Raw genomic sequence first — 20,484 nt, forward strand, 5'->3', positions numbered from 1 at the left:
GTTCGATAAGGCCATCCCGCCGATCTCGGCCGAGAACGACCCCGAACTCGACGTGCCGCTGGAATCGATCGCCGAATTCGAACGCCGCCAGGCGGCCAAGGCCGCCTCCGAAGGCGAAACCCCGCCCGGCGCCGAACCCGCCCCGACCCCCGCGCTCGCCGACGGCGACGCGGTCGAGGCCATCGGCGACGCGCCGATCAACGACGTCGAACTCGCCAAGCCGCTGCCGCCCCTCGAGAATTTCAATGCCGAGCCGGTCGAATTCGCCGAACCCGAGTCCGCCGACGAGAGCGTCAAGGTCGCTTACACCGTGCAGGTCAACGGCCTCGAGGCTGCCGACGACAGCACCGATGCCGACCTCGCCGACCTGTTCGGCGACCTGTCGGCGCTCTACGACGGCGACGGCGAGGCCGCGAACGCCGCGATGGTCCGCGCGCGGCTGACCGCCGACGCCGACCTGATGCGCCGCGTGCTTGCCTCCGAGGGCTATTACGACGCGCGCGTCGACACCCGCCTCGACCGCGGCGGCGGCGGCGGCGGCCAGAATGGCGGGCAGGGCGGCGGACGCGGCAACGGCCGCGGCGAAGGCGCCGCCGCTCCAGCGACCGCCCCGGCCGGCGGCGCCGCACCCGACACCACCCCGGGCCAGCGCCGCCCGCTCATTGCGATCATCGACGTCGTCCCGGGCCAGCGCTACACCTTCTCAGACATCGTCATCGACGCGGCGCCCACCATCCCGCCGACGCTGATCAAGGATAATTTCCCGCTCGCGATCGGGGAACCGATCGTCGCGCAGCGCGTGCAGGGCGCCGAAGCCGCCATCGCGCTCAAGCTGCCCGAGGAAGGCTATCCCTTCGCGGCCGTCGGCCAGCGCGACATATTGCTTGACGGCGCGACCGGCGACGGCGTCTACACGCTCCCCGTCGACATCGGCCCGCGTTCGCGCTTCGGTGGGTTCGAGACCACGGGCAAGCTCGCGTTCGACGTCGAGCATGTCGAACTGCTCGCGCGCTTCAAGCGCGGCGACCTCTACGACAGCCGCAAGGCCGACGACCTGCGCCAGGCGCTCGTCGCGACCGGGCTCTTCGCGACCGTCTCGGTCGAGCCGCAAAAGACCGGCGAGAGCGCGGGCGACGACACCGAATATGTGACGATGCTGGTGACGCAGGAAGCGGGCCCGCCGCGCACGCTCGCCGCCAGCGCGGGCTACGGCACCGGCGAGGGCATCCGGCTCGAGGGCAGCTGGACGCACCGCAATCTTTTCCCGCCCGAGGGCGCGTTGATCATCCGCGGTGTCGCGGGAACGCAGGAACAGTCGCTCGGCGCGACCTTCCGCCGCTCGAACGCCGGACGCCGCGACCGCACCTTCGAACTGATCGCCGAGGCGTCGCGCAGCAATTACAACGCCTTCGAAGCGCTCACCGGGCGTATCGGCGCGCGCGTCAGCCGCGAATCGACGCCGATCTGGCAAAAGAAGATCACCTACGCCTATGGCCTCGACCTGATCGCGACGAGCGAGGATGATTACGACTTCCTCCTCGCCGACCGCACGCGCAGCGTCTATTATATCGCCGGGCTGACCGGCCAGCTCGGCATCGACCGCAGCGACAATCTGCTCAACCCCACCAAGGGCTTCCGCGTCACAGGGCTGCTCCAGCCCGAAGGATCGCTCAGCGGCCGCTTCTCGCCCTATGCGCGGGCGCGCGTCGACGTCAGTGGCTATTATCCGGTGACCGATAGCATCGTGCTCGCGGGCCGCGTCCGCGTCGGCTCGATCCTCGGGGCTTCGCGCGACAATCTCGCGCCGTCGCGGCGCTTCTACGCCGGCGGCGGCGGCTCGGTGCGCGGCTTCGGCTATCAGCAGCTCGGCCCGAAGGATCCGAACAACGACCCGATCGGCGGGCGCAGCGTCAACGAGGCCGCGGTCGAGGCGCGCTACCGCTTCGGCAATTACGGGATCGTCGGCTTCGTCGACGCGGGACAGGTCTATCGCGGCTCGACCCCGACCTTCTCGAACCTGCGCTACGGCGTCGGCATCGGCGGGCGCTTCTACACCAATTTCGGCCCGATGCGCCTCGACATCGCGACCCCGATCGATCGCCAGCCGGGCGAGGGACGGGTCAGCGTCTATGTCTCGATCGGGCAGGCCTTCTGATGGCCGACGCCGCCGCCTTCGACGACGCGCCGCCGCCGCCGGTAAAGGCGAAGCGGTCCTGGCCGCGGCGCATCGCGCGCTGGACCGGGATCGCATTGCTCAGTCTCGTCGCGCTGATCGGGCTGTTCCTGATCGGGCTCAACAGCGATGCGGGGCGGCGCTTCGTCGTCACCCAGATCGAAAAGATCGAACTCGAAAACGGGATGAAGATCGGCATCGGCCGCCTCGATGGCTCGCTGTTCGGCCAGATGGTGATCCGCGACCTGACGCTGAAGGATACCAAGGGCGTCTTCCTGCGCTCGCCCGAAGTGCGCGTTGACTGGCGCCCCTTCGCTTACCTCTCGAACCATCTCGATATCCGCTCGGCGACGGCGCAGACGATCACGATGCAGCGGCTCCCGGCGTTCAAGGCCGTCCCCGACACCGGCGAGCCCTTGCTCCCCGACATCGACATCGACGTCGCCAAATTGCAGGTCGACCGCTTTGTCTTCGAGGCCCCCGTAGCGGGCCAGCGGCAGGAAGCGCGCCTGACCGGCAAGGTCGCGATCGCCGACCGCCGCGCGCAGGTCACCGCCAATGCCGAAACGATCGGTGCCGATGCGAAAGGCGACAAGCTCGCGCTGATCCTGGATGCGGTCCCCGAATCGAATCGGTTCGACGTCGATTTCGACATCAACGCCCCGCAGGGCGGCGTGCTCGCCGCCATGGGCGGCTTCGAGGAACCGCTGACCGCCAAGCTGACGGGCAAGGGCGACTGGAAGGTCTGGAACGGCACGCTCACCGGCAATCTCGGTACCCAACCGCTCGCCCGCCTGAACCTCACCGCGCGCAACGGCACTTTTGCAGTCAAGGGCACCGCGCAGCCCTCGCGCCTGCTCGCCGCGGGCCCCGTCGCCGACATGCTCGGCACCGAAACCGCGATCGACCTCACCGCGCGCCTCGCCGAGCGCAAGGTCGACCTCGACGGCCGCATCTCGTCCGACGCCGCGCGCGTCGGGCTCAGCGGGGGTATCGATCTCGGCGCAAGCCGCTACGACGGATTGCAGATCGCCTTCGTCCTGCTCAAACCCGGCGCCATCGCGCCTTATGTGCGCGGCAGCGGGCTGCGCGCGCAGGCGCGGCTCGACGGCGAATTCCGCCTGCCGACGGTCGAATATCAGGCGAACGCGACCAGCCTCGCGGTCAATGACATCGTGATCGAGGCACTTAGCTTGGCCGGCAAGGCGCGCGTCGACCCCGACCAGATATTCATCCCGGTCGCGGGCCGCGCGACGCGCATCCGCGGGCTCGATACCGTCGCCGGCGGTACGCTCGTGCAGGTCCGTCTCGACGGCGACCTCGCCTATAAGGACGGGCGCCTGCTCAGCGACAATATGCGCCTGCGCTCAAGCCGCATCGACGCCAAAGCCATCCTGATCGCCGACCTCAACCGCGGCTTCTACACCGGCGCGATCGACGGGCGGATCGACGATTATCGCATCGAGAGCGTCGGCATCTTCGACATCGACACCGACGCCGATCTGAAGACCGCCGCGAACGGCGGGTTCGAGATCGTCGGCCGCGTCCGCGCGCGTTCGACCCAGCTCTTCAACTCGGGCGTGCGCAACGTCCTCGGCGGCAATGCGACCGCGTCGAGCGACGTGCGCTACGGCACCGACGGTATCATCCGCTTCGCCAACCTCCGCCTCAACGCGCCGTTGATGCGCGTGACCAGCGGGCAGGGGAGCTACAACCCCAACGGCCAGATCCTGCTGACCGCGCGCGCCAGCTCGACCGATTATGGCCCGCTCGGCCTCCAACTCGCCGGCACGATCACCGATCCGCGCGCGACGCTCACCGCCGACCGCCCCGGGCTCGGCATCGGGCTCCAGAAGCTCGTCGCGCGGATCACCGGCGCACCGAACGGCTATCGCCTTGCCGCGACCGGCGACACCGACTACGGCCCGCTCGCCGCCGATGTCGTGCTGCTCACCGCGAAAGGCCCGCTGACCATCGACATCGAGCGCGGCGACCTGTCGGGCATCGGCTTCAAAGGCCGCCTCGTCCAGAGCGCCGCCGGCCCCTTCGTCGGTCAGCTCGATGCGTCGGGCCAGGGTCTCGGCGGTCTCGTCCGCTTGAGCGCCGCGGGCCAATATCAGGCCGCCGCGATCAACGTGCGCGCGAACAATGTCGTGCTGCCCGGCCCGGCGCAGCTCGCAATCGGCTCGGCGATCGTCGACGCCGACGTCATCCTCTACGAACGCCCACGCGTCATCGCCGACATCCAGATCGCGCAGACGCGCATCCGCGATTTCGACATCGCCGTCGGCCGCGTGAAGATCGATTACCAGAATGGCGCGGGCAAGGCACAAGCGCTCGTCGAGGGGACCAGCGGCGTACCCTTCCGCGTCGCCGCCAACGCCGACCTGACCCCCGAACTCTGGCGCGCCTCGGTGCAGGGCCGCGCGACCGGCGTCAATTTCCGCACCACCAGCCCCGCGCGGATCATCCCCGGCAAGGACGGCTACGAACTGCTCCCGACCAACCTCGATTTCGGCCGCGGCAGCAGCGCGCGGCTCGCGGGGCGTTTCGGCGACGGCATCATGCTCCAGAGCCGCCTCGACCGCGTCAACCTGTCGCTGCTCAACGCCGTCTATCCCGACATGGGTCTCGGCGGCCGCGCGACGGGCAGCGTCGATTTCGAGCAGGCGAGCGCGACCAGCTTCCCGCGCGCCGACGCGCGCCTCACGATCACCGGCTTCACCCGCACGACCGCCGCGACGGTCAGCCAGCCGGTCGATATCAATTTTGCGGGCAAGTTGCTCGCCGACGGTGGCGAGGCGAGCGCGGTGATGCGCAAGCGCGGCAGCGTCATCGGCCGCCTCCAGGCCTCGCTCCGCCCGCTTCCGCCGGGCACCGGTACCTGGACGACCCGGTTGCAGGCCGCGCCGCTGTCGGGCGGCCTCCGCTACAACGGCCCCGCCGACACGCTCTTCTCCTTTGTCGGCTCGGGCGACCAGCGGCTCGGCGGGCCGATCGCGGTCGCCGCCGACTTCAGCTGCCGCCTTTCCGACCCGTGCCTCGACGGCGTCATTCGCGGCAATGCGCTCAATTACGAGAACCTCACCTATGGCACGCGGCTGACCAACATGGTCGTCAACGGCCGCTTCTCGGGCGACCGGGTCGAGATCGAGCAGCTCACCGCGACCGCGGGCGACGGCAGTGTCAAGGCGTCGGGTTATGTCAGCCTCGCCAAGGACAGCGGCTATCCGATGAAGATCGACGCGGTGCTCGACAACGCCCGCCTCGCGCGCAGCGACGATTTGTCGGCGCGCGCCACGGGCAACCTCACGCTCGAAAAGGTCGCGGGGCAGACCGCGTTGCTCTCGGGCGACCTCCGCCTCCCCGAAACGCGCTACCGCATCGTCCGCCAGGGCGCGGCGCAGGTGCCCGTGCTGACCGGCGTCCGCCGCAAGCCGCCCGCGGGCCGTCCGCGGATCAGCGGCGACGGGCTCGCCTCGGTCGGCACCAGCCTGTTCGACCTGATCCGCCTCGACATCCGCCTCCGCGCCACCGACGAAATCTATGTCAGCGGCATGGGGCTCGAATCCGAGTGGCAGGCCGACGTAACCCTCAAGGGCACTACCCAGGCGCCGCGCGTTACCGGCGAGATCGAACTGGTGCGCGGTACTTTGGGCTTCGCGGGCCGCTCGTTCGAGCTCACCGAGGGCCGCGTCAATTTCCCGACCGGCGACGCGTTCGACCCGTCGATCCGCCTCGTCGCGAGCGACACGATCGAGAATGTCACCGTCACCGTCAATGTCTCGGGCCGCGCGCAGAACCCGCAGATCGCCTTCTCCAGCGTCCCCGGCCTGCCGCAGGACGAGATCGTTTCACGCATCCTCTTCGGCAGCTCGATCACCGAACTCTCGCCGCTGCAGGCGGTGCAGCTCGCCGCCTCGCTCAACAGCCTGCGCGGCAGCGGCGGCCTCAGCCCGCTCGGCGCGCTGCAGTCGGCGACCGGCATCGATCGCCTCCGCGTGCTCGGCCCCGACGATACGCAAGGCAGGGGCACCGCGCTCGCCGCCGGCCAGCACATCACCAACGACATCTACCTCGAGGTGATCACCGACGGCCGCGGCTATACCGCGACCCAGCTCGAAATCAGCCTGACCCCGGCGCTCTCGATCCTCAGCCAGGCGGGCGGCTCGGGCCAGACCAATTTCAGCATCCGCTACCGCAAGGACTATTAATGCGCGCCGCGCTGCTCCTCCTGCCTTTGCTCCTCGCCGCCTGCGAGAAGGAGCCCAAGTTCGAGGACCGCTACGACCAGGCGGCGAAGGAGATCGAGGCGCGCGCCAAGGCGATGGACGCCGATATCGCCGCCGCCGACAAGGCCGCAAAGGACGCAGGAGAGGAGGCGCCAAAGGCCTTGCCAGCAGAAGCGCCGCCCGCTACCGCACGCCCGTCATCTGGGGAGTAGCCAGCCGTCCACCCGGACGGGCCGCCGCGTCAACATACTCGGTCGAGAGGCCGTGGTGCGGTGGAAGCGCAAGACGCGCTTGGGCGAGACCAATGGCATCGACCCCACGTCCGGGCCGGGCGGCGGGTTTCGATGTCCGTTGGAATCGCAACGCCGCCCGGCCCCGGAGTACGTACATGGAAGCGCTCTTCACCTCGACCGCCGTCGTCGCGCTCGCCGAGATCGGCGACAAGACACAGTTGCTCGCGATCCTGCTCGCGACGCGCTTCAACAAGCCGCTGCCGATCATCCTCGGGATTTTAGTGGCGACCCTCGCCAACCACGCGCTCGCCGCCTTGCTCGGCGCATCGGCCGCCGCCTTCCTCGACAGCCCGGTCTTCCGCTATGCGATCGGCGCGAGCTTCATCGCGATGGCGGCGTGGACGCTGATCCCCGACAAACTCGACGACGACCAAGCCCCCAAGCCCCGCTTCGGCGCTTTCGTCACGACGCTGATCGCCTTCTTCCTCGTCGAGATGGGCGACAAGACCCAAGTTGCGACCATCGCGCTCGGCGCGCAATATCAGAGCGTTGCGCTGGTGACGGCGGGGACGACGCTGGGGATGATGATCGCCAACGTCCCCGCGATCTTCCTCGGCCACGAACTGCTGAAGCGTGTCAACCTCGACACGGTGCGCAAGATCGCCGCCGGGCTGTTCCTCGTCATCGGCCTGTGGGTGCTCGTTCAGGCCGCCAGCTGAATTTGTTTCGATTGCGCCCGCCTCGCTCTCCCCATATGCCCGTATCGGGTAAGGTGGGGAAAGCGATGAAATCGAACCATAAACAGCCCGTCAGGCCAGTGGCCGCGTTACTGGCGGTCGGCTTGTTGTTCCCCTCCGCGGCGCAGGCACGCGATGGCAAGGCCTATGTCCAATATGCGCTGGGCCTCACCGATCCCGTCGACACCGAATTTCGCGTCGATGGCGTCAAGGAGGCCAACCGCGTCGACTATCACACCGGCCAGTTCGATACCGCGCTCGCGGCGGGCTACGACTTCGGCACCATCCGCGTCGAGGGCGAATTCGTCGCGCAGCGCAGCCGCATCCACGACTATATCGTCAACGTCCCGACCTTGCTCACCGGGCCCGAAATCAGCCAGCCCGGCATCTATCCCGATGTGAAGGGCTATACGCACCGCAAGGCGCTGATGGCCAATGTGCTGATCGAGGCGGGCGGCAACGGGCGCATCGGCGCCTATGCCGGGCTCGGCGTCGGTTTCCAGCAGGTGAAAGCCAGCCGCTTTCGCAGCCGCCTGCCGCTCGAAGCCTTCATCGATGCCAAATCGACGCGGCCAGTCGGCCAGTTGCTCGCGGGTGCCTATGTGCCGCTCACCAAAAACGTCGATCTCGGCGTCAAATATCGCCTGATCCACGGCGAAGGCTTCAAATTCACCAGCATCCAGGGCGGGCAACGCTTCAAGGGCAACTTCGGCTCGCACAGCTGGCTCGCCACGATCGCCTGGAATTTCTGAGGCTTGGCGATTTGGCGGAAGCGGTGGGATTCGAACCCACGGTGAGCTTGCACCCACGGCGGTTTTCAAGACCGCTGCCTTAAACCACTCGGCCACACTTCCTTCGCCCGCGCCATAACGCGCATCCGTTTCGCGGCAAGCGAAACCTCTCTTCGTTTAGCCTTTGGGCACGACCAGATAATCGGCATTGGTCAGCTGCGCGTCCGCATCGCACGCCACCAGCTCGGTCTGGTAGAAGAGCCCGGCGACGGCGTGGGTGCGGAACCGGAACAGGTCGAAGTCGAAAGGCACCACGCCCTTGACCCCGCCATAATCGGCCATCCGCTCGATCGTCGAATCCGACACCTCGAACCACAGCAAAGGCCGGCATTCGCGCAGCGTCGCTGCCAGTCCCGCCAGCACCTGCGGCTCGAATCCCTGCACGTCGATCTTGATCGCGTCGATGCGCCCCGCGAGCCCGCTTTCGGCCACCAATTCGTCGCCGATACGGATCGGCAGCGCGATCTCGCGTGCGTTGGCGGGAGCGAACATCGGGTCGAAGGTGCCCGTGCCCTGGTTCGCCTCGGTCGGCTGATAGAAGAGGAGTTCGCCGTCGGCGTCGGCGAGGCCAACATTGTGCGGCGTGACATTGCCATTCGACCCGCTGGCAATATTGCGGACCAAGCGATTGAAAACCGGCGGGTTCGGTTCGACCGAAACTGCTTGGTCGAAGGTTTCGGCAAAGGTCAGCGAATGCATGCCGACATTGGCGCCGACGTCGAGGCACACGCCCGTCCGGCCGCGCTGCCGCGCCAGATCGCAGAAGATGCGCTTCTCGTCGCCCTCATAATCGCCGAGGACCAGCACATTCCATTCGACGAAGGAGGCGGGGTCGAGGCTGACCTCGCCGCGCGAATAGCGCACCCGGGTCTCACCATGCGCCTGCCTCGCCGGGCCGCTGAGCGCGCGGCACAGGCGCTGCCACCCGCGCAGACGGCGCAGCGGGGAGAAAAACCGCAACAATCCCGGATCGATACCCATGCAACCCCCACGAAAGCTCGCCCCAGCGCGTACCGCCGCCCGGCCACAGCGTCAACGCCGCTCGATCCGCCGCGCTTATGACTCGGCTCGTCTCCCGCCCCCCTGTTCATGGGACGTGCATCCGTGCCAGATCATCCCTATGGGGTGGACATGATGCGACGCAAAACTTCTGGAATCGCCCGCTTTCTCAAGGTGACGGCGGTCGCCGCCTCGGCCTGGACGATGGCGGCGTCGGCCCCGCTCCACGCACAGGGCAGCGGCGATCCGGGCTTCGATGCCTATGTCCAGTCGCTCTGGCCCAAGGCGCAGGCGAAGGGCGTGTCGCGTGCGACTTTCGACCGCGTCACCGCGGGGCTGCGCTACAACGCGCGCGTCGTCGCGCTCGACCGCGACAATCTCGGTAGCCCGCCCAGCCCGAACACGCCGATTCCGGCCTTCGCGCCGTACAAGGCGAAGCATGTCGATGCCGCACGCATCGGTGGCGGGCGCCGCGTCCACGACCGGCTTCTTCCGCTACTGTCGCGCATCGAGGCGCGCACCGGGGTGCCGACCAGCATCATGATCGCCATATTCGGCCACGAGACCGCTTACGGCCAGGTCACCGGCAATTTCGACCTGCCCGAGGCGCTGGCGACACTCGCCTATGAAGGGCGCCGCCGCAGCCTGTTCGAACCTGAATTCCTCGCGACGCTGCAGATGGTCGAGCGCGGCGTCCCGCGGCAGGTGCTGAAGGGCAGCTGGGCCGGCGCCTTCGGCTACCCGCAGTTCCTGCCCTCGGTCTATCTCGAGGTCGCCGAGGATGGCGACGGCGACGGCCGCGCGAATATCTGGTCGAGCGAGGCCGACGCGATCGAATCGATCGGCGCCTATCTCCGCCGCGCCGGCTGGCGCGCGGGCCAGCCGTGGGGCGTCGCGGTGCGCGTGCCCGACGGCTTCAACCGCGCGCGCGTCGCGAGCAAGCTTCAGGCGACGCGCTGCCCGCGCGTGTTCGAGCGCCACAGCCGCTGGCGCTCGATGGCCGAATGGCGCGCCGACGGCATCGTGCCCGCGGGCGGGCGCTGGCCGGCGGATCATGTCCAGGCAACGCTGCTCGAACCCGATGGCCCCGGAAAAACCGCCTATTTGCTGACCGGCAACTATCGTGCGATACTCGATTACAATTGTTCCAACTTTTACGCGCTGTCTGTGGGGTTATTGGCGGATGAAATCGATCGTTAGGGGCGGGGGCCTGATGGCGGCTGGAGCGGCGTTGCTGCTCGCCGGTTGTGGCAGTTTCGACGGTAAAAGGGATAGCGGTCCGACCGCCGCGCCGTCGCCGGCGCCCGCCGGCCCGGTGGCGGTCGATGGCCCGCCCAAGCTCGGCGCGCCCTTCACCGTCGGCGGTGCCACCTATACGCCGGCGGACATCCCCGACTATGACGATGTCGGCTATGCGAGTTGGTATGGCGAGGAACTCGCGGGGCGCCCGACCGCGACCGGCGAGGCCTTCGATCCCGATGCGATCACGGCGGCGCACAAGACGCTGCCGTTGCCAAGCTATGTTGAGGTCACCGCGCTCGACACGGGGCGCACCATCCTCGTCCGTGTCAACGACCGCGGCCCGATGGCGAACGACCGGCTGATCGACCTGTCGCGCGGCGCCGCGCAGCAACTCGGGCTGAATGGCGGGCTTGCCGCGGTGCGCGTGCGCCGCACCAATCCGCCAGCGGCCGAAAAACTCCAGCTGCGCAGCGGCAAGCCCGTCGCCGAACGCCTCGCGACCCCCGACACGCTGCTCGTGCTCCTGCGCGGCAAGCTTGCGGGCCAACCGGTCCCGGCAGGCGTCGCTACCGCAACCGCCAGCAAACCCACGCCCTCGGCGCCTTCGCCCGGCGGCGACCGCTTCATCGTCGAGGGACCTGGCGCGGTCAAGCCTGCGGCGATCAAGACACCGGCGCCGAAACCCGCCGCGGCGCCGGCCAAGCCCAAACCCGCGCCGGTCGCCGCGACCGGCAGCTATGTCGTCCAGGTCGCGGCGTTCAGCGGCGAAACGCGCGCCAGGTCGGCTGCCAAATCGGTCGGCGGCAGCGTGATCAAGGCGGGCAATCTGTGGCGCGTACGCATGGGCCCCTATGCCAGCGAAGCCGAGGCGCTCGCCGCCGTCGGCAAGGCCAAGGCAAAAGGCTTCCGCGACGCGCAGGTCCAGCGCGACCGCTGATTCCGTGCCGGGTCGCTTCACCATTGGCCGGGTAGGGGGCGCCGCGCTGGCTCTTCTGCTGCTCGTCCAAGGCATGTCGGTTTCGGCGCAGACCAAGGCTGCGCCGACCAAGCCCATCCCGACCGCACCGCAGCCTCTGGCCTATGTCCCGCAGGCGCCGATCGTGATGCTCAAGGATCTCGATTCGGGAAAAATCCTCTATTCGCGCGGCGCCGACCAGCGCTTCGCCCCCGCGTCGATGGCCAAGGTCATGACCGCCTATGTCGTGCTCGACCTGATCAAGGCGGGCAAATTATCGCGCGACACGCAATTCACCGTCGGCGAGGCCGAATGGAAGAAGTGGCGCGCGGGCAACGGAGGCTCGTCGATGTTCCTCGCGCCCGGCGAGAAGGTCAGCGTTGACGATCTGCTCAAGGGGCTGATCACCGTTTCGGGCAACGACGCTGCGGCGGTGCTCGCGGTCGGGATCGACGGTAGCGAAGCGGAATTTGTGAAAAGAATGAATGTCGTATCGACCTCGCTTGGCATGAAATCGAGCAAGTTCGGTACACCGAGCGGCTGGCCCGACGGCGGTGTGACCAAGGTGTCGGCGGCCGACCTGATCACGCTCGCCGACCGGCTGATCCGCGACCATCCTGCGGCCTATGCGCGCTATTTTTCGATCGCCAAGCTCCAGCATGGCACAGCGCCCGACGGCAAGCCGATCGTCCAGCCCAATCGCAACCCGATCCTTGGTCTCGCGGGCGCCGACGGGCTGAAGACCGGGCACACGGCGGAGGCGGGCTATTGTTTCCTCGGCTCGGCGAAGCGCGGCGGGCGGCGGCTCGTCATGGTCGTCGCGGGCATGGCGAGCGACAAGGCGCGCCGCGAGGAAGCCGCGCGGCTGATCGACTGGGGTTTCGCCCAGCCGCCGCGCCAACGCGTCGCCACGCGGTGAGCGGGCGCTTCATCACGCTCGAGGGCGGGGAGGGGGCGGGCAAGTCGACCCAACTCCGCGCGCTCGCCGCTGCGCTGGCGGCGCGCGGCATCGACGTCGTCACCACCCGCGAACCCGGCGGCAGTCCCGGCGCCGAAGCGATCCGCAGCCTGCTGATGGAGGGCAGCGACGATCGCTGGGACGCACGCAGCGAGGCCCTGCTCTTCGCCGCGGCGCGCGCCGACCATGTCGCGCGCACGATCCGCCCCGCGCTCGCGCGCGGCGCGTGGGTGCTCTGCGATCGCTTCGTCGACTCGTCGCGCGCCTATCAGGGCGGCGGCGGCGGCCTCACCGACGCCGACATCCTCGCGCTCCACGCGTTCGGCTCCGAAGGCCTGCTCCCCGACCGTACCTTCCTGCTCACTCTTGGCGGGGGCGAAGCGGCGAAGCGCCTGTCGGTGCGCGACGCTGCGGGCGCCGACCGTATGGGTAGCAAGCCCGCCGACTATCAGGCGCGCCTCGCCGCGCGCTTCGCCGAGCTCGCCGCTGCCGAGCCCGACCGTTGGCGCGTGATCGATGCGGGCGGCGCGCCCGACGCCGTGACGTCGCGCCTGATGGAGCATCTCGAACCATGGCTCTGATCGGCCATCAGGCTCCTGAAAAAGCCTTCCTCGAAGCCTGGGCCGCGGGGCGGCTCCACCACGCTTGGCTGCTCGCGGGGCCGCAGGGCATGGGCAAGGCGGGCTTCGCAGCCCGCGCGGCGCGCTTCCTCGTCACGCATGACAAGGGCGGGGAGGGGCCGGCGCCTTCGCTCGACGACCCGGGCGCCGCCGCCGCCGACCGCCTCGTCGAGGCAGGCAACCATCCCGAGATCCTCCACCTGACCCGCCAGGTGAAGGACAAGGGCAAGGACCTCGCGCGCAACATCACGATCGACCAGATCCGCGGCATGATCCGCCGGCTGCACTTCTCGCTGTCGCTCGGCGACTGGCGCGTCATCGTTGTCGACGCGATCGACGACCTCGAAACCGACGCCGCCAACGCATTGCTCAAGACACTCGAGGAACCGCCCGCGCAGACCGTCTTCCTGCTGATCAGCCATTCGCCCGGCCGCCTGCTGCCGACGATCCGCTCTCGATGCAGAACGCTTCGTTTTCAACCCGTTGAGCGTGACGTCATGACGGCGTGGCTGCACGAAAAGCGCCCGATGACCGGGCTTGCGGAAGTCCGCGCCACGGTCACCGCAGCGGGCGGCATACCGGGCAAGGCGCTCGAACTGATCGACAGCGACGTCGCCGCGACCGAGAAGAAATTGCTCGCCATCGCGGCCACCGGCGACCCCGACAATCGCCTGCGCGAAGCGCTCGCGCGCGAAGTCTCGGGCTCCAGCAACCGCGCGAAGCTCGAACTCGTCATCGACATCGTGCCCGGGCTGCTCGCGCAGGTCGCACGCGAGCGCCCGCTCGCCGAGATTGCGCCGGTACTCGCCCAGTGGGACCGTGTGCAGCGCACCGTCCGCGACGCGATCCGCGGCTCGTACGACGGCGCGATGGTCGGTTTCGAAATCGGCAATTGCCTCGCCGAACTCGCACCGAAGCCCGCGCGCTGAGACTTCCCCCGACGCCCGCGACCCGCTAAGGCGCGGCCATGCCCGACACCAAGATCCCCTTCTACATCACCACCGCGATCAGCTATCCGAACGGCCGCCCGCATATCGGCCACGCCTATGAGGCGATCGCGACCGATGTCATGGCCCGCTTCCAGCGCGCGCGCGGGCGCGACGTGCGGCTGACCACCGGAACCGACGAGCATGGCCTGAAAATGTATCAGACCGCGCGCGACCAGGGGCGGCCGACGATCGAACTCGCTGACGAAATGTCTGGATATTTCCGTGAGATGTACGCGAAACTGAATATCAGTTTCGACCATTTTATGCGCACCTCGGATCCCGCGCACCACGAAGCGTCGCAGGCGCTGTGGCGCGCAATGGAGGCCAATGGCGATCTCTATCTCGACCGCTACGAGGGCTGGTATTCGGTCCGCGACGAGGCTTTCTATGACGAAAGCGAACTTGAGGGGGAGGGGGAGGCCCGGCTCTCGCCGCAGGGCACCCCGGTCGAATGGACGGTCGAGGAAAGTTGGTTCTTCCGTCTGTCGGCCTACCAGGACCGGCTGCTCGCGCTCTACAACGACAATCCAGACTTCATCCGCCCCGAAAGCCGCCGCAACGAGGTGCTGCGCTTCGTCGAGGGCGGACTGAAGGATCTCAGCGTTTCGCGCACCAGCTTCGACTGGGGCGTGCCGGTGCCGGGTTCGCCGGGGCATGTCATGTATGTCTGGGTCGACGCGCTCACCACTTACATGTCGGCGCTCGGTTTCCCCGATCGCGATGGCCAGTGGGGCAAGTTCTGGCCCGCCGACATCCATATGATCGGCAAGGATATCGTTCGTTTTCATACGGTTTACTGGCCGGCCTTCCTGATGAGCGCTAACCTGCCCTTGCCCAAACAGGTGTTCGGCCACGGCTTCCTGCTCAACCGCGGCGAGAAGATGTCGAAGTCGCTCGGCAATGTCGTCGACCCGATGGAGCTTGCCGAACGCTTCGGGGTCGATGCGCTGCGCTATTATCTGCTGCGCGAAGTCAGCTTTGGCCAGGACGGGAGTTATTCGGCCGAGGCGATCGTGCGCACCGCCAATGCCGATCTCGCAAACAGTTTCGGCAATCTTGCACAGCGCAGCTTATCGATGATTTTCAAGAATTTGGACGGCAAGATTTCGGCGGACTATACGCCGGCACAGGACGATACCGACCTGCTCGTCGACCTCCACGCGATGGCCACCGAGCGCCTGCCGCGCGAATTCGAGCAGCTCGCTTTTTCGGTCGGAATCGAGGACTGGATCCGCGCGGTCTTCGCCTGCAACCAATATGTCGACGCGCAGGCGCCCTGGGCGCTGCGCAAGACCGATCCCGAACGCATGCGCGCGGTGCTGATGACGCTGTTCCAGGCGGTGCGCACGCTCGCGATCGCCATCCGTCCGGTCGTGCCAGCGGCGGCCGACAAATTGCTCGACCAGATGGGCATAGCGGAAGACGCGCGCGATTCCGCCGCGCTCGCCGACACCGACTGGTTCGCCACGCTCGCCGCGAGCGGTTTCACCGTCGGCCAGCCGGTCCCGATCTTCCCGCGCCTCGAACTGCCCGAGGGTGAAGGGGAAGGGGAGGCCTGATGCTCGTCGATTCGCACTGCCACCTCAACTACAAGGGGCTTGCCGAGCAGCAGGGTGAGGTGCTGGCGCGCGCGCGGGATCGCGGGGTCACCGCGATGCTCAACATCGCGACACGCGAAAGCGAATGGGACGATGTACTCGCCGCCGCCGAGGTCAATGCCGACGTGTGGGCCAGCGTGGGCATCCATCCCCACGACGCCGACCACCATCCCGATATCGACACTGCGAAGCTGGTCGAGCGCGCGGCGCACCCGCGCGTGATCGGCATCGGAGAAACCGGGCTCGACTATTATTACGACAAGAGCGACCGCGCACGGCAGCAGGACAGCTTCCGCCGCCATATCCATGCGTCGCAGCAAACGGGGCTGCCCGTCATCGTCCACACGCGCGATGCCGAGGCCGACACGCTCGCCCTGCTCGGCGAGGAGATGGGCAGGGCGGTCTTCCCTGGGGTGATCCACTGCTTCACCGCCAGCGACGATTTTGCGCGCCAAGTGCTCGACCTCGGCCTCTATATCTCGATCTCGGGCATCGTGACCTTCAAGAACGCTTCCGAGTTGCAGGCGACGGCAAAATGGCTGCCGCAGGAACGGCTGCTGATCGAAACCGATTCCCCCTTCCTCGCCCCCGTCCCGCACCGTGGCAAGACCGGCGAGCCGGCCTTCGTCGCAGACACTTTGTCCTTCCTCGCGGAGCTGCGCGGCGAGGATCGCGAAACGCTGGGCGAGGCGACAAGTCTCAATTTTTACAAGCTTTTTTCTAAGGCGGCGCCATGACGTCACGTCGGCAATGAAAGTCCGCATCCTCGGCTGCGGCACCTCGTCGGGCGTGCCGCGGCTTGGCAACGACTGGGGCCAGTGCGATCCCGACAATGTGCGCAATTTGCGCAGTCGCGCCTCGATCCTGATTTCGCTTGGCGGCTATCGCATCCTCGTCGACACCAGCCCTGACATGCGGCTGCAGTTGCTCGCCGCCGAAGTGGGCGAGGTCGATGCTGTGATCTGGACGCACGAGCATGCCGACCATACCCATGGGCTCGACGATCTGCGCCAGGTGATGCACCTGCGCGGATCGGCGGTGCCCTGCTATGCGCGCGACCATGTGCTCGACACGCTCAAATGGCGCTTTACCTACGCCTTTGCGGGCAATGCCGGCTATCCGGCGTCGGTCGATCCCATTGACCTGCTCGACCATCAGTCGATCGGCCCGATCGAGGTGTCGGCGATCGAAATGCCGCACGGCCCCATCAAGGCGAGCGGGCTGATCTTCAGCGACGGTGCGCACAAGATCGGCTATGCTACTGATTTTTCGAAGTTCACCGGCGAGATGGTCGACTTCTTCCAGGGCGTCGACCTGTTCGTGATCGACGCGCTGCGCCGCTATCCGCATCCGACGCACCCGCATCTGGCGATGACCCTCGCGGCGCTCGAAAAGGTCGGTAGTCCGCGCGCGATCATCACGCATATGGACAATACGATGGATTATGACGACCTTGCCGGCGAATTGCCGCCGGGGGTCGAGCCCGGCTACGACGGGCTGGAGGTGCAGCTATGAGCGATATGACGATCGGCCTGATCTGGAGCATCGGCGCGCTGGCGCTGGTGGTCAGTTCGCTGCTGGCGCGCCAACTGCCGATGAAGGATTGGGTCAAGATGGCGCTCGCATGGGTCGCGATCTTCGGACTGGTGTTCTTGGTGATCCGAACCTGGCAGGCGTTGACGTGACCGCCGATCGGCAGGCGAAACGCTGATGCTGTCGGACATCTACTGGATCGAAACGTCCGACGACCTGCGCCTTGCGATCATGGCGCGACCGCGATCCGGAGAGTGGCTCAGGGACGAGGTAGCCCACTGGCGCCGGTCGGGAGTCGAAATTGTCATCAGCCTGCTTGAGCGCGAAGAAGTCGACGATCTCGATCTGGGCCGGGAAAAGGCGCTGTGTGAACGGAACGGGATCGAATTTCTGTCGTGGCCGATTCCGGATCGCGGGCTGCCGGAGAGCCGCGCGGCGTTCAAACGTTTCGCAAACGAAGTTTCCACACGCCGAAAGCCGGTTGCGATCCATTGCCGGGCGGGCATCGGGCGCTCGGCGGTGCTTGCCGCTGCGATGATGATCGACGCTGGTCAGTCAGCCGACGACGCGTTGCGCGCGATTTCAGCGGCGCGCGGCGTGCAGGTTCCGGATACCGACGAACAGCGAGACTGGATCAGGGCGCTCGACGACCATTGAAATTGAAACATGCCCAGCCGCCTCTTCAAATTACTTAACATAATATATATTATCGGATAAAGAGATGCCCGCAGACGAACCCGCTTCCCCCGCATCCCCCATCGATCGCCTGCTCGGCATCATGCGCCAGCTGCGCAACCCCGATGGCGGTTGCGAATGGGATCTCGCGCAGGATTTCTCTACGATCGCTCCCTATACAATCGAGGAAGCCTATGAGGTCGCCGACGCGATCGCGGGCGGCGACCCGGCGGCGATCTGCGACGAGCTCGGCGACTTGCTGCTCCAGGTCGTTTTCCACGCCCAGATCGCCGCCGACGACGGTCTCTTCACCTTCGACGATGTCGCGAACGCGATTTCCGCCAAGATGGAACGCCGCCATCCGCATATCTTCGGCGACGTCACGACGTCCGACGTTCGCAAACAATGGGAGGCTATCAAAGCCGACGAGCGCGCTGCCGACGGCCCCAAGGGCGCGCTCGACGGCGTCGCGCTGTCACTGCCTGCGCTGATGCGTGCGCAAAAGCTCCAGGGACGCGCCGTGCGCGTCGGCTTCGACTGGCCCGACACCCAAGGGCCGCGCGACAAGATCGCCGAGGAACTCGCCGAAGTGGCCGCGGCGACCGACGACGCGCACCGGCATGAAGAGGTCGGCGACCTGCTCTTCGCGGTCGTCAATTACGCCCGCAAGCTCGGCGTCGATGCCGAGAGTGCGCTGCGCGACGCCAATCTGAAATTCGCGCGGCGCTTTGCCGCGATGGAAACTCGCGCCGGCGGATCGCTGCAGGGCCTCTCGCTCGACGCGCAGGAAGCCCATTGGCAGGCGGTCAAGGCGTCGGAGTAGGCTCCGTCGGCCACAGTCGCTCGAACCGCGCCGCGTCAGCGGGATCGAGCCGCACCGTCAGCACATGCCCGTCGCCCTCGAGCGTGTCGCTCAGCACTTCGCCGCGCGCGTGAAGCCACGCCGCCGCTTCGCCCTCTTCATAGCGCAGGAAGATGCGCTGGACCTTGTGCTGCGCCGTCAGTTGTGACGCCATGAGCGTGCGCGCACCCTCGACGCCCTCGCCGCTCACCGCCGAAATGACCGCGACGTCGGACCGCCGCGCCGCCATCTCGGCGATCTGCGCGCGATGCTCGGGGTCCGCGGTGTCGATCTTGTTCCAGATCTCGATCTGCGGAATGATGTCGGCGGTCGCTTCTTCGCCCCCTTCCCTGCCATCCTGCGGGCCGTTCACGCCCAGCGAATTGAGGATCGCGACGACGTCGGCATATTGCGCTTCGCTGTCGGGATGGACGATGTCGCGGACATGGACGATCAGGTCGGCGGTGGTCACTTCCTCGAGTGTCGCGCGGAAGGCGGCGACGAGTTCGGTCGGCAGGTCGGAGACGAAGCCGACGGTGTCGGAGAGGATCGCCTTGTCGATCCCGGGCAGCCGTATCTCGCGCATCGTCGGGTCGAGCGTCGCAAAGAGCATGTCTTCCGCCATGACGTCACTTCCCGTCAGGCGATTGAAAAATGTCGATTTTCCGGCGTTGGTATAGCCGACGAGCGCGACCACCGGCCACGGCGCGCGCTGGCGCTTCGAGCGCTGCAGCTGCCGCGTGCGCCGTGCATCCTCCAGCTGTTTGCGGATGCGCGCCATGCGGTTGCGGATCATCCGCCGGTCGGCCTCGATCTGTGTTTCGCCCGGTCCGCCAAGGAAGCCGAAGCCGCCGCGCTGGCGCTCGAGGTGGGTCCAGCTGCGCACCAGCCGCCCCGCCTGATAATCGAGATGCGCGAGCTCAACCTGCAACCGGCCTTCGGCGGTCGCCGCGCGTTCGCCGAAGATTTCGAGGATCAATCCCGTGCGATCGATGACCTTCGTGCCGAAGGCGGTCTCCAGATTGCGCTGCTGGATCGCCGTCAGCGCCGCATCGACGATGACGAGCTGCGCGGCCCCCTCGCCGACTTCGGCCTTGATCGCGTCGACCTGCCCGACGCCGAGCAGCGTTGCTGCGCGCGTCTGCCGCAGTCGCAGCGGGAACACCGCGACGACCTCCAGCCCGATCGCCAGCGCGAGGCCCTTCGCCTCCTCGGCGCGCGCGTCGAGATCGCGCGAAAGGCGCTGCCCGTGCCACTCGGGGACGATCAGCACCGCGGTCGCGCCGCGGGTTACCTCTTCGCTTTCGGCTACGATATCGATCAGGCGTCGCCTTCGGGCTCGCTGTCGCTCAGGTTGATCGGCCCGTTGGGCTGAACCGTCGAGATCGCGTGCTTGTAGACCAGCTGCACCTGCCGCTCGCGCTCGAGCAGCATGCAGAACAGGTCGAAGGCGACGATATCGCCCTGGAGCATCACGCCGTTGACAAGGAACATCGTCACCGATTCGTCGGATTTGCGCACCGCGTTCAGGAACACGTCCTGCAGCGCCTTGCCCTTGCTCGCAGGCGCCTCGCGAATGTCGTTGCCGAGCGACGCGAGGTCGAAATCATGCGAGGGCATGACCGTCGAAATCGCATGCTTGTAGACGAGCTGCGATTGCCCGTCGCGGCGCAGCAGCAACGAGAAATTGTCGAACCAGGTGATGATTCCCTGCAATTTGACGCCTTTGACGAGGAACATCGTCACCGGTGTCTTGCTGCGTCGCAGGGCGTTGAGGAAGAGATCTTGGAGATTCTGGTTTTTATCGGACACATTGGCCTCCTGTTCTTGGCGGCAAAAACCGCTGGACGGCCCGTTTCGGACCGTTGCCTTCGCCTTGGCGTGCCCAATATGCGACAAAGCGCAGCG

At 67.2% G+C, this 20,484-nt stretch carries 19 protein-coding genes, 1 tRNA gene and 1 riboswitch; of the genes, 16 read left to right on the plus strand and 4 right to left on the minus strand.

Features of this window, described 5'->3' with window-relative positions; translation table 11 throughout:
• The 5 genes from ATE62_RS20375 to ATE62_RS20395 form a co-directional block, all read left to right on the plus strand.
• Positions 1 to 2,155, plus strand: a 2,155-nt coding sequence (locus ATE62_RS20375) for an autotransporter assembly complex protein TamA (protein WP_058818595.1), incomplete at its 5' end; no start/stop codon positions are given.
• Positions 2,155 to 6,387 (plus strand): translocation/assembly module TamB domain-containing protein, encoded by a 4,233-nt coding sequence (locus ATE62_RS20380; RefSeq protein ID WP_058809943.1) that lies wholly within the window; start codon positions 2,155 to 2,157, stop codon positions 6,385 to 6,387. The genes ATE62_RS20375 and ATE62_RS20380, both read left to right, overlap by 1 nt.
• Positions 6,387 to 6,617 (plus strand): hypothetical protein, encoded by a 231-nt coding sequence (locus ATE62_RS20385; RefSeq protein WP_058809944.1) that lies wholly within the window; start codon positions 6,387 to 6,389, stop codon positions 6,615 to 6,617. The genes ATE62_RS20380 and ATE62_RS20385 overlap by 1 nt, the downstream gene beginning before the upstream one ends.
• Positions 6,596 to 6,772: riboswitch (yybP-ykoY riboswitch) on the plus strand. It overlaps the preceding gene by 22 nt.
• A gap of 21 nt (positions 6,773 to 6,793) precedes the next feature.
• Complete coding sequence (locus tag ATE62_RS20390) at positions 6,794 to 7,357, plus strand: TMEM165/GDT1 family protein (protein ID WP_058809945.1); 564 nt, start codon at positions 6,794 to 6,796, stop codon at positions 7,355 to 7,357.
• Positions 7,358 to 7,479: 122 nt separating this feature from the next.
• Complete coding sequence (locus ATE62_RS20395; protein WP_156420651.1) at positions 7,480 to 8,127, plus strand: outer membrane protein; 648 nt, start codon at positions 7,480 to 7,482, stop codon at positions 8,125 to 8,127.
• 12 nt (positions 8,128 to 8,139) lie between these two features.
• Here the strand turns inward: ATE62_RS20395 and ATE62_RS20400 are convergent.
• A tRNA-Ser gene (locus ATE62_RS20400) sits at positions 8,140 to 8,229 on the minus strand.
• A 54-nt stretch (positions 8,230 to 8,283) separates the two neighbouring features.
• Positions 8,284 to 9,126, minus strand: a complete 843-nt coding sequence (locus ATE62_RS20405) for an FkbM family methyltransferase (RefSeq protein ID WP_197412026.1) — start codon at positions 9,124 to 9,126, stop codon at positions 8,284 to 8,286.
• 243 nt (positions 9,127 to 9,369) lie between these two features.
• On the opposite strand from ATE62_RS20405, the gene ATE62_RS20410 reads away from it, so the two are divergent.
• The 11 genes from ATE62_RS20410 (at position 9,370) to mazG (ending at position 18,558) form a co-directional block, all read left to right on the plus strand.
• Entirely contained in the window at positions 9,370 to 10,365 is a 996-nt protein-coding gene (locus tag ATE62_RS20410; RefSeq protein WP_231736349.1) for a lytic murein transglycosylase, read from the plus strand.
• 13 nt (positions 10,366 to 10,378) lie between these two features.
• Positions 10,379 to 11,344 (plus strand): septal ring lytic transglycosylase RlpA family protein, encoded by a 966-nt coding sequence (locus ATE62_RS20415; RefSeq protein WP_231736342.1) that lies wholly within the window; start codon positions 10,379 to 10,381, stop codon positions 11,342 to 11,344.
• 73 nt (positions 11,345 to 11,417) lie between these two features.
• The gene (locus ATE62_RS20420; protein ID WP_058809949.1) at positions 11,418 to 12,281 is read left to right on the plus strand and encodes a D-alanyl-D-alanine carboxypeptidase family protein; all 864 of its coding nucleotides are present in this window, start codon (positions 11,418 to 11,420) and stop codon (positions 12,279 to 12,281) included.
• The gene (tmk, locus tag ATE62_RS20425; protein ID WP_058809950.1) at positions 12,278 to 12,901 is read left to right on the plus strand and encodes a dTMP kinase; all 624 of its coding nucleotides are present in this window, start codon (positions 12,278 to 12,280) and stop codon (positions 12,899 to 12,901) included. The genes ATE62_RS20420 and tmk overlap by 4 nt, the downstream gene beginning before the upstream one ends.
• Positions 12,892 to 13,869 carry a DNA polymerase III subunit delta' gene (locus ATE62_RS20430; RefSeq protein WP_058809951.1) on the plus strand — a complete coding sequence of 326 codons (978 nt, stop codon included), beginning with the start codon at positions 12,892 to 12,894 and terminating at the stop codon, positions 13,867 to 13,869. The genes tmk and ATE62_RS20430 overlap by 10 nt, the downstream gene beginning before the upstream one ends.
• Before the next feature lie 38 nt (positions 13,870 to 13,907).
• Complete coding sequence (metG, locus tag ATE62_RS20435) at positions 13,908 to 15,488, plus strand: methionine--tRNA ligase (RefSeq protein ID WP_058809952.1); 1,581 nt, start codon at positions 13,908 to 13,910, stop codon at positions 15,486 to 15,488.
• Positions 15,488 to 16,264 carry a TatD family hydrolase gene (locus ATE62_RS20440; RefSeq protein WP_058809953.1) on the plus strand — a complete coding sequence of 259 codons (777 nt, stop codon included), beginning with the start codon at positions 15,488 to 15,490 and terminating at the stop codon, positions 16,262 to 16,264. Before metG ends, ATE62_RS20440 begins: the two co-directional genes overlap by 1 nt.
• 13 nt (positions 16,265 to 16,277) lie before the next feature.
• Positions 16,278 to 17,042 (plus strand): MBL fold metallo-hydrolase, encoded by a 765-nt coding sequence (locus ATE62_RS20445; RefSeq protein WP_058809954.1) that lies wholly within the window; start codon positions 16,278 to 16,280, stop codon positions 17,040 to 17,042.
• Complete coding sequence (locus ATE62_RS23740) at positions 17,039 to 17,212, plus strand: hypothetical protein (RefSeq protein WP_197411750.1); 174 nt, start codon at positions 17,039 to 17,041, stop codon at positions 17,210 to 17,212. The genes ATE62_RS20445 and ATE62_RS23740 overlap by 4 nt, the downstream gene beginning before the upstream one ends.
• Before the next feature lie 25 nt (positions 17,213 to 17,237).
• Positions 17,238 to 17,717: a protein-tyrosine phosphatase family protein gene (locus ATE62_RS20450; protein ID WP_058809955.1), complete on the plus strand. Its 480-nt coding sequence runs from the start codon at positions 17,238 to 17,240 to the stop codon at positions 17,715 to 17,717.
• 64 nt (positions 17,718 to 17,781) lie between these two features.
• Positions 17,782 to 18,558, plus strand: coding sequence for a nucleoside triphosphate pyrophosphohydrolase (gene mazG / locus ATE62_RS20455; protein ID WP_058809956.1), 777 nt, complete (start codon positions 17,782 to 17,784; stop codon positions 18,556 to 18,558).
• On the opposite strand, the gene hflX is transcribed toward mazG, so the two are convergent.
• Together hflX and hfq are read right to left on the minus strand one after the other, a co-directional pair.
• Positions 18,542 to 19,849 carry a GTPase HflX gene (gene hflX, locus ATE62_RS20460; protein WP_231736344.1) on the minus strand — a complete coding sequence of 436 codons (1,308 nt, stop codon included), beginning with the start codon at positions 19,847 to 19,849 and terminating at the stop codon, positions 18,542 to 18,544. The genes mazG and hflX overlap by 17 nt on opposite strands.
• A gap of 47 nt (positions 19,850 to 19,896) precedes the next feature.
• A complete protein-coding gene (gene hfq, locus ATE62_RS20465; protein WP_269433376.1) occupies positions 19,897 to 20,475 on the minus strand; it encodes an RNA chaperone Hfq in 579 nt (192 codons plus the stop codon).
• Between the last annotated feature and the right edge of the window lie 9 nt (positions 20,476 to 20,484).

Source organism: Sphingopyxis sp. HIX, from assembly GCF_001468285.1.
Taxonomy (GTDB): Bacteria; Pseudomonadota; Alphaproteobacteria; order Sphingomonadales; family Sphingomonadaceae; genus Sphingopyxis.

What these genes read in the sequence shown, in the direction of transcription:
- ATE62_RS20380 (WP_058809943.1), top strand. Translation starts at nt 2,155, where the DNA reads ATGGCCGACGCCGCCGCCTTCGACGACGCGCCGCCGCCGCCGGTAAAG.
- ATE62_RS20385 (WP_058809944.1), top strand. Translation starts at nt 6,387, where the DNA reads ATGCGCGCCGCGCTGCTCCTCCTGCCTTTGCTCCTCGCCGCCTGCGAG.
- ATE62_RS20390 (WP_058809945.1), top strand. Translation starts at nt 6,794, where the DNA reads ATGGAAGCGCTCTTCACCTCGACCGCCGTCGTCGCGCTCGCCGAGATC.
- ATE62_RS20410 (WP_231736349.1), top strand. Translation starts at nt 9,370, where the DNA reads ATGGCGGCGTCGGCCCCGCTCCACGCACAGGGCAGCGGCGATCCGGGC.
- ATE62_RS20415 (WP_231736342.1), top strand. Translation starts at nt 10,379, where the DNA reads ATGGCGGCTGGAGCGGCGTTGCTGCTCGCCGGTTGTGGCAGTTTCGAC.
- ATE62_RS20420 (WP_058809949.1), top strand. Translation starts at nt 11,418, where the DNA reads ATGTCGGTTTCGGCGCAGACCAAGGCTGCGCCGACCAAGCCCATCCCG.
- ATE62_RS20430 (WP_058809951.1), top strand. Translation starts at nt 12,892, where the DNA reads ATGGCTCTGATCGGCCATCAGGCTCCTGAAAAAGCCTTCCTCGAAGCC.
- metG (WP_058809952.1), top strand. Translation starts at nt 13,908, where the DNA reads ATGCCCGACACCAAGATCCCCTTCTACATCACCACCGCGATCAGCTAT.
- ATE62_RS20440 (WP_058809953.1), top strand. Translation starts at nt 15,488, where the DNA reads ATGCTCGTCGATTCGCACTGCCACCTCAACTACAAGGGGCTTGCCGAG.
- ATE62_RS20445 (WP_058809954.1), top strand. Translation starts at nt 16,278, where the DNA reads ATGAAAGTCCGCATCCTCGGCTGCGGCACCTCGTCGGGCGTGCCGCGG.
- ATE62_RS23740 (WP_197411750.1), top strand. Translation starts at nt 17,039, where the DNA reads ATGAGCGATATGACGATCGGCCTGATCTGGAGCATCGGCGCGCTGGCG.
- ATE62_RS20450 (WP_058809955.1), top strand. Translation starts at nt 17,238, where the DNA reads ATGCTGTCGGACATCTACTGGATCGAAACGTCCGACGACCTGCGCCTT.
- mazG (WP_058809956.1), top strand. Translation starts at nt 17,782, where the DNA reads ATGCCCGCAGACGAACCCGCTTCCCCCGCATCCCCCATCGATCGCCTG.